Below are 12502 nucleotides of genomic sequence, written 5' to 3'. Positions count from 1 at the left end.
TCACGCGATCACGGAAGGGCGCGCAACCAAATCCCGATCCGGGGACGCGCCGTCAATCAATGACCAACGGGTTGCGTTGGCCCCAGTCGGTGTAGAGCTCCGCCATGATCGTCTGAAACTGCGCCTCGGCGAGCCGGATTGCGGAAGGATCTCCGGCAAAGATCAAAACTTCGTCTCCCACTGACACCCCTGGCAGACCGGTCACATCCACGGTCAGCGTATTCATGGAAACCTTACCGATGACAGGTACACGCGTCCCGGAAACCTCCACCGTCATTCTGCCGAAAGAACACCGCCGGATACCATTGGCATAGCCCGCCGCCAGAGTGGCGACGCGGCTGTCCCGCTTGAGCACGCAGGCGCGGTCGTAGCCAACCGTCGCCCCTGCGGGGTAGTTCTGCAAACTCAGGACATGGGTCTTCACCGTCATGGTCGGGCGGAAGCCCAGTTCAGGTTTCAGAATGCCGTAGAGGATCGCACCACAGCGATACATGTCGGTTTGCACAGGCTCGTCCGAGATCAGGGTCAGCGAGCTGCCCGCGTGGACGGTCACATCCTCCCGATCAAGTCCACTCGCGGACAGAACCCGCGCAGCGTCTTCGTGAAACCGGACGGCGCTCCTGCGCAGGTTCTCGGGGAGATTACAGGCAAAATGGGTAGAGATGCCAACGATCCGTTCCCTGAGCGTCTTGAGGATCTCCAGACAGATCTGCCAGCCGTCGGCGGTCCCGATCTCCAGCCCATCGCGCCCCATCCCGGCCGCATTCAGCGCCAGATGGGCGCGGACCGGATGACCCGCCTGAGCCATCTCAACAAGCGTTTGGGCGACCTCTCGCGATGCAACCTGCTCCTCGATATCGAGAGGCGCCGCCGCCCGGATCTCGGTCGGGGTTGCAGCCCTCAGACGGATCATCGTCCCGCCAAATCCGGCCTGTCGCACTGCCAGTGCTTCGGCATTCGAGGTGATGCCGACGCAGTCAATCCCCTGCGCCATGATGATCGGGACCACATGACCGATGCCGTGCCCGTAGGCGTCGGCCTTCAACACCGCGCAAAAGCTCCGCCCCGCCGGGACCAGAGCCCGCGCGCGTTCCAGATTGCGGGCAATCCGGTCGGTATGGATCTCACACCAGGCGCTCAGGCTGGGATCCACAACGGGCATCACGCCGGGGCCGGGATCCGCTTGAGCAGAGCGCAAAACAGATCGACCATCACCGGCAGCAGCGCATCGGGGAAATCGTAATCGGGGTTGTGGAGCTGGGGGTGATCCTCCCCCGCCCCGACATAGAGCAACGCCGCCCGCGCGCCGTCATCGCCAAAGCGCCCGAAATCCTCGGACCAGCGCATGGGCTGCGGCATCTCATAGACCGACAAGCCAGCATCGCGAGCCGCTGCTCCGGCCAATGCGGCCGCCCCGGCATCATTCACCACGGCGCGGAACACGTCATGCCAGTGGACCTCCGTTTCCAGCCCCTCAGTTGCGGCGGCGACCTGTTGGGTGGCCTCAGACATCAACGCCTCCATGCGGTCGTTGCTTCGGCTCCGCAGCGTGGCGCGCAGCTCGCCCTGCCCCGGCGCGATGCCAAAGGCCGGTTCGCCGAGCCGGGCATGGGTCAGGGTCGCAAGCGCAAATTCAGGATCGGCAATCCCGCCTGTGCTGAGCGCGGGCAACTTCGTCATCAGACGCGCCATCGCCGGGCCGGGCGAGATCCCATCCTCGGGCGCTGCGGCGTGAGAGCTCTTGCCCGTTAGCAGGATCTGCATCCCCCGGGACGCGCAGTTTCCTTCGCCCACGCAGAGCCCAACCTCACCCAGCGGACGCCCCGGTACATTGTGCCAGGCAAAGGCGTAATCCGGCCGGATCTGGGGCCACCGGGGATCTTCAATCACGGCCTCTGCGCCTGCGCCGGTCTCCTCGGCGGGCTGGAACAGGAGGATCACCCTGCCCGGCCCCGGCCTGCGGTTTGACAGCACCCGTGCGACCCCGATCAGCACCGCCATGTGACCGTCATGACCGCAAAGATGCCCCTTGTCCGGGATTTCCGAGCGATAAGGGAGGTCGGAAATCTCACGGATCGGCAGCCCGTCCAACTCACAGCGCAGGAGAACCGTTGGACCGGGTTCAACCCCCCGAAACTCCGCCGCGACACCATGCCCGCCAAGCCCACGCCAGATCCGGTCGGGGCCGAGCGGATCCAGTTCGGCGGCGATGCGGGCGGCGGTTTCCATCTCGGCGCCCGACACCTCCGGGCGACGATGCAGATCGTGGCGCAGCGCGGTCAGTCCGGCCAGTTGGTCCGCAGTCAACATGCTCTTGGCCTCTCAGAAAATCTCGAACAAGCCCGCCGCACCCTGCCCACCGCCCACGCACATGGACACCACACCCCAGCGTGCGCCGCGCCGGCGGCCTTCGAGCAGCAGATGACCGGCCATCCGAGCTCCAGACATGCCATATGGATGACCAATTGCAATGGCACCGCCATTCACATTCAGCCGGTCGTCCGGGATGCCAAGGGCATCGCGGCAGGGGATCAGCTGCGCGGCAAAAGCTTCGTTGATCTCCCACAAGTCAATCCCGTCCACCGACGTCCCCGCCCGTTCCAGAAGACGCGGGATCGCGTGAACGGGCCCGATCCCCATCTCCTCAGGGGCGACCCCCGCGACGGCAAAACCCCGCAGCGCACCAAGCGGTGTCAGGCCCCGGCGACTGGCCTCGGCGGCCTCCATCACCACCAGCGCGGCAGCGCCGTCCGAGAGCTGGCTGGCATTGCCGGCAGTGACCGTCGCCCCATCGCCGCGAACCGGGGTCAGAGCAGCCAGACCCTCAGCCGTGGTATCGGGTCGGTTGCATTCGTCCCGGTCCAGACGCACGGCATCGACCCGGGTTTCGCCGGTCTGTTTGTCCGTCACCAGCTTTTGCGCCTGAACCGGGACGATTTCATCGGCAAAGAGCCCCGCCGTCTGAGCCGCAGCCGTGCGGCGCTGGCTGTGCAATGCGAGCGCGTCCTGTGCCGCGCGCGTGACACCATAGCGCTTGGCCACGTGTTCGGCGGTGTCGAGCATCGTCATGTAATAGCGCTCCGCCACGTTGGGATCCCGGTAGCGATGTGCATTCCAATGGGCCTCTTGCACCAGCGAAATACTGTCGAGCCCCCCGGCCAGCGCAACGTCAACGCCGTCACACCGTACCACATTCGAGGCCATCGCGATCGCGTTCAGCCCTGAGGCGCATTGCCGGTCCACGGTCGCGCCCGCGACGCTGTCCGGCAGTCCAGCCGCTTGCGCGATATGGCGGGCGACGTTGACACCGGCCGTCCCCTGGGTCAGCGCACAGCCAAAGATCGCATCCTCGATCTCTGCACCCGCAAGCCCAGCCCTATCCAACGCGGCGCGCGTCGCGGGGACGGCAAGGCTCGGGGCCTCCAGATTGTTGAACGCGCCGCGATACGCCTTGGCGATTGGCGTGCGGGCGAAAGAAACGATGACGGCGTCGCGCATGGGGTCTCAGATCTCCTCAGTGCCGCACCAGTCGGCGATGAACAGGGCAGTGGATTTCGTGATGCGGCGCATGCTGTCCAGCTCAACCCGCTCGTTGAAGCCGTGGATCGCCTCGGCCCGGGGGCCATAGACCAGCGCGGGTGTATCCGCGTAGAGCCCGAAGAACCGCGCGTCGGTCGTCGCAGTGATCGCCTCGCGGGTCAGGCCCGCGCCGGTAACCCCGCGATGCGCAGCCTCCAGTGCCCCGATGGCCTCCGTCGCCCGGGCCGAGCTGTCTTGCGACAGGGCGTATCCCTCGGCGAGAAAGCCATGCCAGACGATCTCGGGCCGGGCCTCACGCAGAAACGGAACCTCGGAGGCCGCATCCCGAATGACCTGTCCAATCTCCGCCTGTGCCGCGTCGAGAGATTGCCCCGGAAAAATCGCCATCCGCACGTCGAAAACGCACCAGGCCGGGACCGAACTTGTCCAGTCGCCGCCAGCGATCCGCCCGACATTCAGGTTCAGGGCGTGATCCATATGGGCGTAGTCGGCAGTCCGGTTGGCGGCGGCGTTCCAGCGCGCCTCCATCCGGTGAAGCGCGTCGATGAGGGGAATGGCGGCCTCGATGGCATTCGACCCGCTCCCCGCATAGGCCACATGGGTGGGCAGGCCCTTCAAATGCACCTGAAACCAGATGACGCCCAGCTGCGCCGTGACCAGATGTTCGGAGAAGGGTTCAGGGATCAGAGCCGCGTCGGCGCGATACCCGCGCGCAAGGCAGGCCAGCGCCCCGTTGCCGGTACATTCTTCCTCGACCACGGACTGGACATGGATGTCTCCGCAGGGCGCAAGCCCGCAAGCCCGCAGCGCATCGAGCGCAAAGAGGTTCGAGACCAGCCCCGCCTTCATATCCCCGGCGCCGCGGCCATAGAGCCAGCCATCGGCGACGCGCGGCTCAAAGGGCGGGCTATCCCACATCTCCTCCGGTCCCGCGGGCACGACGTCGATATGGCCATTCAGGATCAACGACCGCCCGCCGCCGGCTTTTGCACGATGGGTGCCGACCACATTCACCGCGTCGTCATAGGGTTCAGCGACCGGGGAAAAGCCGGGCAGGTGACGGATCTCATCCAAATCGATCTGCCAGCGGTCCACCTCGTATCCGCGCGCTACCAGCGCTTCGGCCATGAAATCCTGCGCAGCCTGCTCATTCCCCCGGGTCGAGCGGAATGCCGTGAGCGCCGCCAAAAACGACACCTGCTGGTCAAAGGCGGTATCCACCGCATAGCAAATCCGGGACTTCATCGCATCGGTCATCAGCGCATCTCTCAAAAGCGGGGCAAGGCTGTGTCGGGCAGGCGCAGCGGCGCGCCGGTGGCCTCGGACACCTCGGCGACGCTGACCCCTTCGGCCAGCTCGGTGAGGACAAATCCGCCGGGCTCTACATCCACCACCGCCATGTCGGTGAAGACCCGCGCCACACGGTTCCGGGCCGTCAGGGGCAGGGTGCAGGCGGTGAGGAGTTTGGGGTTGCCGGCGCGGTCCGTATGGGTGCTGAGCACGACCACCCGGCGGGCCTTTTGCGCGAGCTCGATCCCGCCACCCACGCCGGGACTGAATTTCCCCGGGATCTTCCAATTGGCCAGATCACCCGTCTCCGACACCTCGAATGCACCCAGCATGGTCAGATCGAGCCGTCCCGCCCGCACCATGGCAAAGCTCGTGGCGCTGTCAAAAAAGGCCGAGCCCGGAACCTCCGAAACATAGGCCCCGCCCGCGTCGATCAGGTTCCGGTCGGCCCGCTCGGGGGGCAGGGTCGGACCGATCCCGGTGAGCCCGTTTTCGGTATGCAGGCACACGGGCAGATCGGGCGCGAGGTGGTTGACCACCTGCGTTGGCAAGCCGATCCCCAAATTGACGACCATGCCCGGAGTGATCTCTCGGGCGGCGCGGCGCAGCATGCGGGTCTTAGCGTCGGACAACGGCATACTCCCCGGACAAGGTCCCCAGCGGCACCACCTGATCGACGAACACACCGGGCGTGTGAACCGCCTCAGGTGGCAGAGCGCCCAATGGAACGATTTCCTCGACTTCGACGATCACCTGATCCGCCGCCATGGCCATCAGCGGATTGAAATTCCGCGCCGTCGCCGCGTAGGTCAGGTTTCCAAAGGGGTCTGCCCGTTCGGCATGGATCAGGGCAATGCCGGCCCGCAGGGCAGGCTCCACCAGATAGTCCTGACCCGCGACCTGCACGACCTGCTTCCCCTCCGCCAACTCGGTCCCCAGACCGATATCGCTGAGGACGGCCCCGAGACCAGATCCACCTGCGCGAATGCGCTCGGCAAGGATGCCCTGGGCGTTGAACTCGACCGCGATGCGCCCGCTGTTCATCAAGCCGATAGCATGGCTGTTCAGCCCCAGATGGGTGGTGATGAGCCGGGCGACCTGACCGCTTTGCAGCAAGTGGTCGATACCCATGCCGGGCTCATTCGCGTCATTCTTGACCAGGGTAAGATCGCGTGCCCCATGTGCGACCAGCGCGCGGATCAGCGTCATCGGCGTGCCCGGCACGCCAAACCCGCCCACCATCACGGTGTCCCCGTCGCGGATCTGCGCGATGGCGTCCTCCATGGCACAGATTTTTTCCGGCAGCCTCACGATGCCACCTCCTGACGCAACCCCGTCTCGCCGGCAAAAGCATCGAGCCCATCCCGCAGGATCGCCATCATCTCCGCGATCTGCGCCTCGGTAATAATCAGCGGCGGCGCGAGCAGGAAATGATCGCCCGCCGTCCCACCGCGCGTGCGCCGGGAATAGAGGATCAGCCCGCGCTCATAGGCCAGGTTCACCAGCCGGTCATAAGCGTTCAGCCCCGGATCAAGTGGCGTCATGGTGGCGCGGTCGGAGACCAGCTCAAAGGCCGTCAGCAGCCCCTTGCCCCGCACATGGCCAATAAAGTCGTACTCCGCCATCAACTGCCGCAGCTCAGACATCAGAACCTCGCCCATCCGCGCCGCATTGCCGATCAGGTCCTGCTCTTCGATCTCCTCCAGCACCGCCAGCCCGGCCGCACAGGCCAGAGGATTCCCCGCATAGGTGAACCCATGGGCAAAGCCCCCCGCATCCAGCACCGGCTCGACCAATTCATGGCGGGCGACGATGGCCCCAAGGGGGGCGTAGCCCGCGCCAAACCCCTTTGACAGAGCGACAATATCGGGGGTGATGCCCCAGTGTTCTGCGGCCAGAAATTTGCCGGTCCGCCCCGCCCCAGTCATCACCTCGTCATAGATCAGGATGACACCGAATTCGTCGCAGACCTCGCGCACCCGGCCATAATAGCTGTCCGGCGCCACCAGCGCGCCGGTCGAGGCACCGCCCACGGGCTCCATGACAAAAGCCAGCACGGTCTCCGGCCCCAGTTCAAGAATCCGGGTCCGCAGCGCCTCGGCATATTTCAACCCGCGCGCCTCTTCGCTCAGATCATCGCGGTCAAGATAGGTCACCGGCGCAGCAACCTTGGGCATCCCCTCCATCATCGGCGCGAACGGCTCGCGCAGCGGGTCATAGCCGGTCAGGTCCAGCGCGCCGAAGGTGCAGCCGTGATAGGACGGGAAGCGCGAGATCACCTTGTGCCGCTTCCCCTGCCCCTGCGTCAGAGCATATTGCCGGGCGAGTTTCACCGCACTCTCGACCGCCTCCGATCCGCCGGAGACAAAGAACACCCGGTCGAGGCCTTCAGGCGTCATCGCCACCGTCTTTGCCGCAAGATCCTCGGACGGGTGCGTACGGAAATGGAGCCGGTAGCCAAAGGTGGCGCGGTTCATCTGCGCCTTCATTTTCGCCAAGACACGCGGATTGGAATGGCCGATATTGGACACCATCGCGCCAGAAGACCCGTCGATATAGCGCCGTCCGTCCTCGTCGAACATGTAGATCCCCTCGGCGCGGTCCAGAAAGGGGCGCGGATTGCGGGTCTGATAGAACAGATATGAGGGCGCGTCGGTCACTTTGCCCCCGCCAGATGCTTGCGCAGAAACTCCTTCGTGCGCTGCTGCGTGGGATTGCGAAAGACGACCTCCGGGGGACCTTCCTCGACGACCACGCCCTGATCCATGAACAGCACCCTGTCACAAACCGCGGCGGCGAAGTCCATCTCATGGGTCACGATGATCATGGTCATCTGATCTTCGGCGAGCTTCTTCATGACCTGATTGACCTCGTCCACCAGTTCCGGGTCGAGCGCCGAGGTGGCCTCGTCGAACAGCATCAGCTTGGGCTTCATCGCCAGCGCCCGGGCAATCGCCACGCGTTGTTTTTGCCCGCCCGAGAGTTGTGAGGGGTAATAGTCGATGCGGTCCAGCATCCCCACATGATCGAGCTGCTCACGCGCAAGCTGCTCGGCGGCATCCTTCGACAGACCCTTGAGCAAGGTCGGCGCCATGGTGACATTTTCGCGCACGGTCAGATGCGGGAACAGGTTGAAATGCTGGAAAACCATCCCGATCTGCTGGCGCATCTCGTTGATATGCTTTTCATATTGGCGATGCGGCAGCGACTTGTTTACCTGCACTCCATCGAGCCAGATCTCCCCGCCGGTCAGCGCATCGAGGTCATTGATCGCCCGCAGGAGCGTGGATTTCCCCGAGCCCGACGGCCCGATGATCGCGACAATCTGGCCTTGCTCGACGGTCAGGCTGATATCCTTCAGCACCTCCAGCGCGCCGTAGGATTTCTGGGCGTGGCGGATATCAACGAAAGCGGTCTGGTCGGTCATATCAGGCCTTCCGGTCATCGGGACAGAGAGATGCGGCGTTCGATCCGGCGCTGCACCCATTCCATGCCCAGATTGATGACGTAGTAGAAGGCAGCGGCGAGCACGTAGAATTCGAAGGGGCGGTAGGTCTTGCCGATGATGCGCTGAGCCGAGAGAGTCAGTTCGCTAACGCCAATCACCGAGACCAGCGCGCTGTCCTTCAGAAGCGCAATCATGTTGTTGCCGATGGGGGGGATCACATCGCGCACCGCCTGAGGGATTACCACCTTGCGCAACGCTTGCCCCCGGCTGAGGCCCAGCGTCCGCGCGGCTTCCATCTGGCCCTTGTCAACCGCGAGGATGGCGGTCTGGATCAGCTCAGAATTATAGACGGCGAAATGCAGCCCCAGCCCGATGATCCCGGCGACAAAGGCAGGCAGGTCGATCCCAATCTGCACGAGGCCGAAATAGATCAGAAACAGCTGCAACAGGAGCGGCGTGCCCATGAACACCCATTCCACCAGCCGGAAGGGCTGCCTGATGATCCACGGCGCGTAGAGGGCGATTACTGCAAAGACGATCCCGCCAACGAAACTCAGCAGCGCGGCCGCCACCGTGATTCCCAAAGTCCAGGCACAGCCCAGCAGGATGATGTCCATGTATTTGGGAACGATAGAGAAATCGAGGCCCATAAGGTGCCCTCCCGGCGATCAGGTGATCTGGACCTTGCGGTCGAGCCAGGACACACCTTTGCCCACCACGGTGATGATGATCATGTAGAGAATGCCCGCGAGCAGGAACATCTCGAAGGGCTTGTAAGTCGAGCCGATATAGCGCTGCGCCGTATAAGTCAGTTCGACCACGGCGATGGCGGCGACGAGGGCAGTGGACTTGATCAGCATGTTCAGATTCACCCCCAAAGGCCGCACCATCAGTCGCGCAGCCTGAGGCAGGATAACCTTGTACATCGCCTGCCAGCGGCTCAGCCCCAGTGTGCGTGCCGCCTCGCGCTGCCCCTTATCAATGGAGATAATCGCGCCGCGCATCGTTTCTGTCATATAGGCGCCCGCATTGATCCCCAGCCCGATCACCCCGGCCTCGAAAGCATCGAGCTGGATGCCGATCTGAGGACCGCCGAAATAGAGGATAAAGAGCTGGATCAGCGCGGGCGTGCCGCGAAAGACGCTGACATAGGCCGCCCCGACAAAGCGCATCACGGCCAGACGCGACAGACGCGCCGCAGTCCCGAGTGCCCCGCAGATCAGTCCGAGCACCGCCGTCAGGACCGACAGCTGAATCGTGACCCAGGCCGCTTCCAGAAAGAACGGATAGACCTTGAGCATCAGCTCGGTGTCCATGGCGCAGCGCCTCCTGTCTCAGGGGTCAGGCGGTCTTCACCCCTAATCGGGGTGATAGTCGGTGTATCAGCGGATGTCGGCGCCGATCCACTCCATGGCCAGCTCCATGTAGGTGCCATCCTCCATCATCGAATCGAGTGCCTCCTGCATGGCCGAGGCCAGTTCGGGATTGCCTTCACGGATCGCGATTCCTGCGCCAAAGGGCTCGGTCCCCGGATCGTTGAACATCTCAAACTCCTGCCCCTTGGCCTTCATGGCGAGGATGGCGGCGATGGAGTCGTTCACGATGGCATCCACGCGGCCGTTCTCCAGCTCCAGAAGCAACTCCGGCAGGCCCTTATAGGTCGCGATGTCATACCCCTTTTCCCGGGCCCAGTCCTCATGGGTCTCGCCGAGGGTCAGCCCGACTTTCTTGCCATCAAGGTCCTCAAGGCTGCCAATGCCGGCATCGGGCTGGGTAAAGATCGCACGGCGGTCAGAATAGTACGGCCCGACGAAATCCACGACCTCGTCGCGCTCTTCGGTGATCGTCATGGATCCGACGATAGCGTCGTATTTATTGGCCAGCAGACCTCCGATGATCCCGTCCCAGGCGGTGGTCACAATCTCTGCTTCCAGCCCCATGCGTTTGGCGATCTCGGTCCCGACAGCAGGATCAAACCCCACGACCTCGTTTTCGTCATTGACGAAGTTGAACGGAGGATAAGCGCCCGACATGGCGATGCGGATGACGCCTTTTTCCTTCAGCATCTCCAGCTCTTCAGCCATCGCCGCGCCGAGGCCAAAGACCGCCAGACCGGCGGCAGCAATCGCGGATTTCAGAATGGTACGACGAACCGTCATGTCTTGTTCTCCCTCTGGTGTCCTCACTGCGGGAGACAACACAGTGGTGTTGAGACCCGGCAGAAGCTCCTCAGTCTCAAGGCTTGCACAGGCGCACTGCATCCGGCAAATAAATACCACGCATTATCAAAATAGATGAAATCTATGACCTCGCCGGGCCCACAGCGTTTTCCCTGGAATCTCGACTGGAACCTGTTGCGCACCTTTATGGTGGTTGTTGAGAAGCGGGGGATCTCGAAGGCAGCGGATGTGCTGGGCCTGAAACAGCCCACCGTTTCCGCCGCGCTCAAGCGGCTCGAAGCAACCGTCGGGAAAACACTGATCATCCGGAAGCCGAACGAATTTTCTGTCACCCGGGCCGGACAAGTCCTCTACACCCAAAGCGCCACGATCTTTGGCGCCGTGTCGCAATTGCCTGAGCTGATGGATGTCGCCGGAGATACGCTGCGCGGGCATATCGCCATCTCCACGACCAGTCATGTGATGTCGGATCACTTCGACGCGTTTCTGAACCGCTTCGCAGCCACCCATCCAAAGATCACCTATGGATTTCAGGTGCTGGAAAGCCACGACGTGGAGACGATGATCGCTCAAAACCGGGCGAGTCTCGGCATCTGCCTTCTGTCCCGGATTCCGGATCGACTGACCGCTGAGGTGCTCTACAAGGAGTATTTCGGCCTCTATTGCGGACCCCGTCACCGGCTCTTCAACACCGATCACATCGGCACCGAGGATCTTGCGGATGAGCCCTTTGTGGCGTTTCAAACCGAAGCCGAGGGTGGCCCGTTGGAGGCAATTTCCCATCTCCGGGCCCGGATGGGAATGTCCAGCAACTGGCGGGGTGTGTCATCGAACCTGACGGAAATCCGGCGGATGATCATGGCGGGCATCGGGATTGGCGCCCTCCCCGTTCACGTGGCCGCCCGCGACGTCGCCGCAGGATCCCTGCACCAGCTCCCCCCTCTGGACGGCCTGCCGGAGGTATCCATCTACATCATCACCAACCCCGACCGCCGCCTGTCCGAGGCCGAACACAGTTTTCTCCACGAGCTACGCCAGAGCTTGGCAGAGACAAATCTCTCAGAGCGAACATATGGAACAGATTAACGCCCCAAACGCAACCGCCCGCGCTGTGTGGCGCGGGCGGGGCGTTTGCTTGATCCGTCAGGGAGGGGTTTGGATCAGGCGTAGGTCTTGAAGGGCTCGAGGCTCTCCTGGAGGCGGGCATTGGCGAGGTCGAGGACTTCCTTCGTGTCCGACACGTTGCGGTCAAGGGCCGACTGGGTGGAGACGGCGGTCATGGCGATGGCGGTCTTCACGTCGCGGGCCTTCAGGATCTGCTGGCCCTGCTGCACGGTCTCGGAAGCGGCGTTGCTCAGCTTCGACAGGATCAGCTTGTCGACCTCGATCACGCCCTCGGCAAAGCTGCGCAGGGCGGTCGTATAGAGCGAGGCGAAGGTGCGGGCCTCGGAGGTCGCCGCGCTGAGGTTGGCGCTGGCGCGGTCGGCAAGCTTCTCGACCTTGTTCTCCACCTTCTCGGCGGCGTTTTCGACTTTGGTTTCGACTTTTTTAGCAGTGGCAGCCATGGGGGCCTCCTGTCGCGTAGCCCTTAATTGTGAGATGAGAAATCCAATGAAATCAACGGCTGTCCTTTGCCCTTAAATATGAGATTTTGCCTTTAACTCCGATATTCTTGCCCCAAAACCTGAGACGGAGTTCACAGACATTTGCTGCAAATATCGATGGATGATGATGGCGAAGCCTCTGTTGCAGTTGGTGCTGAAGAGTCGCGCAGGGCCGCCGTGCTACGTCCGCTTGTTCAGGCATATCTCAATGGGGCTGGCAGTCTGGAAAGTGGCATCAATGACGCCGTTTGGGAGCTTGGTGTCAGCAGGGCGACGGTCTGGCGTTGGATAAAGCGGCTGGCGGAAGAGGGTGGGCGCAGCAGCGCGCTGGCTCCGCGAAAACGGGGCCGTCCGGCCGGTACGACCTTGATATCCGGCAAGGTCGAAGCGGTGATCGAAGAGCACCTTCGCCGGTATTACTTGCGCCGGGAGCGTTCGAG

At 63.2% G+C, this 12502-nt stretch carries 13 protein-coding genes and 1 pseudogene; 2 read left to right on the top strand and 12 right to left on the bottom strand.

The window, feature by feature from the left end; all coding sequences use genetic code 11:
- Positions 1-52: 52 nt before the first annotated feature.
- The 11 genes from alr to FEV53_RS14720 all read right to left on the bottom strand — a co-directional run bounded on the left by alr (position 53) and on the right by FEV53_RS14720 (position 10437).
- Positions 53-1162 carry an alanine racemase gene (gene alr / locus FEV53_RS14770; protein WP_142835598.1) on the bottom strand — a complete coding sequence of 370 codons (1110 nt, stop codon included), beginning with the start codon at positions 1160-1162 and terminating at the stop codon, positions 53-55.
- Positions 1162-2310, bottom strand: coding sequence for an amidohydrolase (locus FEV53_RS14765; RefSeq protein ID WP_142835580.1), 1149 nt, complete (start codon positions 2308-2310; stop codon positions 1162-1164). Before FEV53_RS14765 ends, alr begins: the two co-directional genes overlap by 1 nt.
- 12 nt (positions 2311-2322) lie before the next feature.
- On the bottom strand, positions 2323-3498 hold the full coding sequence (locus FEV53_RS14760; protein WP_142835579.1) for a thiolase family protein: 1176 nt from the start codon (positions 3496-3498) through the stop codon (positions 2323-2325).
- Between the two features lie 6 nt (positions 3499-3504).
- Positions 3505-4797 carry an ArgE/DapE family deacylase gene (locus tag FEV53_RS14755; protein WP_142835578.1) on the bottom strand — a complete coding sequence of 431 codons (1293 nt, stop codon included), beginning with the start codon at positions 4795-4797 and terminating at the stop codon, positions 3505-3507.
- 11 nt (positions 4798-4808) lie between these two features.
- Positions 4809-5462 (bottom strand): 3-oxoacid CoA-transferase subunit B, encoded by a 654-nt coding sequence (locus FEV53_RS14750; RefSeq protein WP_425465490.1) that lies wholly within the window; start codon positions 5460-5462, stop codon positions 4809-4811.
- Positions 5449-6141, bottom strand: coding sequence for a CoA transferase subunit A (locus FEV53_RS14745; RefSeq protein WP_246100832.1), 693 nt, complete (start codon positions 6139-6141; stop codon positions 5449-5451). The genes FEV53_RS14750 and FEV53_RS14745 overlap by 14 nt, the downstream gene beginning before the upstream one ends.
- Complete coding sequence (locus tag FEV53_RS14740; protein ID WP_142835577.1) at positions 6138-7490, bottom strand: aminotransferase family protein; 1353 nt, start codon at positions 7488-7490, stop codon at positions 6138-6140. Before FEV53_RS14740 ends, FEV53_RS14745 begins: the two co-directional genes overlap by 4 nt.
- Positions 7487-8257, bottom strand: a complete 771-nt coding sequence (locus tag FEV53_RS14735; protein WP_142835576.1) for an amino acid ABC transporter ATP-binding protein — start codon at positions 8255-8257, stop codon at positions 7487-7489. The genes FEV53_RS14740 and FEV53_RS14735 overlap by 4 nt, the downstream gene beginning before the upstream one ends.
- Positions 8258-8271: 14 nt before the next feature.
- Positions 8272-8928 (bottom strand): amino acid ABC transporter permease, encoded by a 657-nt coding sequence (locus FEV53_RS14730; protein ID WP_142835575.1) that lies wholly within the window; start codon positions 8926-8928, stop codon positions 8272-8274.
- A gap of 18 nt (positions 8929-8946) precedes the next feature.
- A complete protein-coding gene (locus FEV53_RS14725) occupies positions 8947-9594 on the bottom strand; it encodes an amino acid ABC transporter permease (RefSeq protein ID WP_142835574.1) in 648 nt (215 codons plus the stop codon).
- Positions 9595-9660: 66 nt separating this feature from the next.
- Complete coding sequence (locus tag FEV53_RS14720; RefSeq protein ID WP_142835573.1) at positions 9661-10437, bottom strand: transporter substrate-binding domain-containing protein; 777 nt, start codon at positions 10435-10437, stop codon at positions 9661-9663.
- 144 nt (positions 10438-10581) lie between these two features.
- Between FEV53_RS14720 and FEV53_RS14715 the strand changes: the two genes are divergently transcribed.
- A complete protein-coding gene (locus tag FEV53_RS14715) occupies positions 10582-11544 on the top strand; it encodes a LysR family transcriptional regulator (protein ID WP_142835572.1) in 963 nt (320 codons plus the stop codon).
- A 74-nt stretch (positions 11545-11618) separates the two neighbouring features.
- Here FEV53_RS14715 and FEV53_RS14710 read toward each other — a convergent pair whose 3' ends face one another.
- Positions 11619-12023: a phasin family protein gene (locus tag FEV53_RS14710; protein WP_142835571.1), complete on the bottom strand. Its 405-nt coding sequence runs from the start codon at positions 12021-12023 to the stop codon at positions 11619-11621.
- Between the two features lie 156 nt (positions 12024-12179).
- Between FEV53_RS14710 and FEV53_RS14705 the strand changes: the two are divergent.
- Positions 12180-12502 (top strand): annotated as a pseudogene (locus FEV53_RS14705) (helix-turn-helix domain-containing protein); the annotation flags it as partial.

Origin of the sequence: Palleronia caenipelagi, from assembly GCF_007004065.1 — a bacterium.
GTDB lineage: Bacteria > Pseudomonadota > Alphaproteobacteria > Rhodobacterales > Rhodobacteraceae > Palleronia > Palleronia caenipelagi.
The sequence above is the reverse complement of the archived record's forward strand: the minus strand, read 5'-3'. Positions and strand labels throughout refer to the sequence as shown.

Bases quoted from the DNA above. Each gene is read 5' to 3' on its own strand.
- FEV53_RS14715 (WP_142835572.1), top strand. From the start codon at position 10,582: ATGACCTCGCCGGGCCCACAGCGTTTTCCCTGGAATCTCGACTGGAAC.
- FEV53_RS14710 (WP_142835571.1), bottom strand. From the start codon at position 12,023: ATGGCTGCCACTGCTAAAAAAGTCGAAACCAAAGTCGAAAACGCCGCC.
- FEV53_RS14755 (WP_142835578.1), bottom strand. From the start codon at position 4,797: ATGACCGATGCGATGAAGTCCCGGATTTGCTATGCGGTGGATACCGCC.
- alr (WP_142835598.1), bottom strand. From the start codon at position 1,162: ATGCCCGTTGTGGATCCCAGCCTGAGCGCCTGGTGTGAGATCCATACC.
- FEV53_RS14735 (WP_142835576.1), bottom strand. From the start codon at position 8,257: ATGACCGACCAGACCGCTTTCGTTGATATCCGCCACGCCCAGAAATCC.
- FEV53_RS14765 (WP_142835580.1), bottom strand. From the start codon at position 2,310: ATGTTGACTGCGGACCAACTGGCCGGACTGACCGCGCTGCGCCACGAT.
- FEV53_RS14730 (WP_142835575.1), bottom strand. From the start codon at position 8,928: ATGGGCCTCGATTTCTCTATCGTTCCCAAATACATGGACATCATCCTG.
- FEV53_RS14725 (WP_142835574.1), bottom strand. From the start codon at position 9,594: ATGGACACCGAGCTGATGCTCAAGGTCTATCCGTTCTTTCTGGAAGCG.
- FEV53_RS14760 (WP_142835579.1), bottom strand. From the start codon at position 3,498: ATGCGCGACGCCGTCATCGTTTCTTTCGCCCGCACGCCAATCGCCAAG.
- FEV53_RS14720 (WP_142835573.1), bottom strand. From the start codon at position 10,437: ATGACGGTTCGTCGTACCATTCTGAAATCCGCGATTGCTGCCGCCGGT.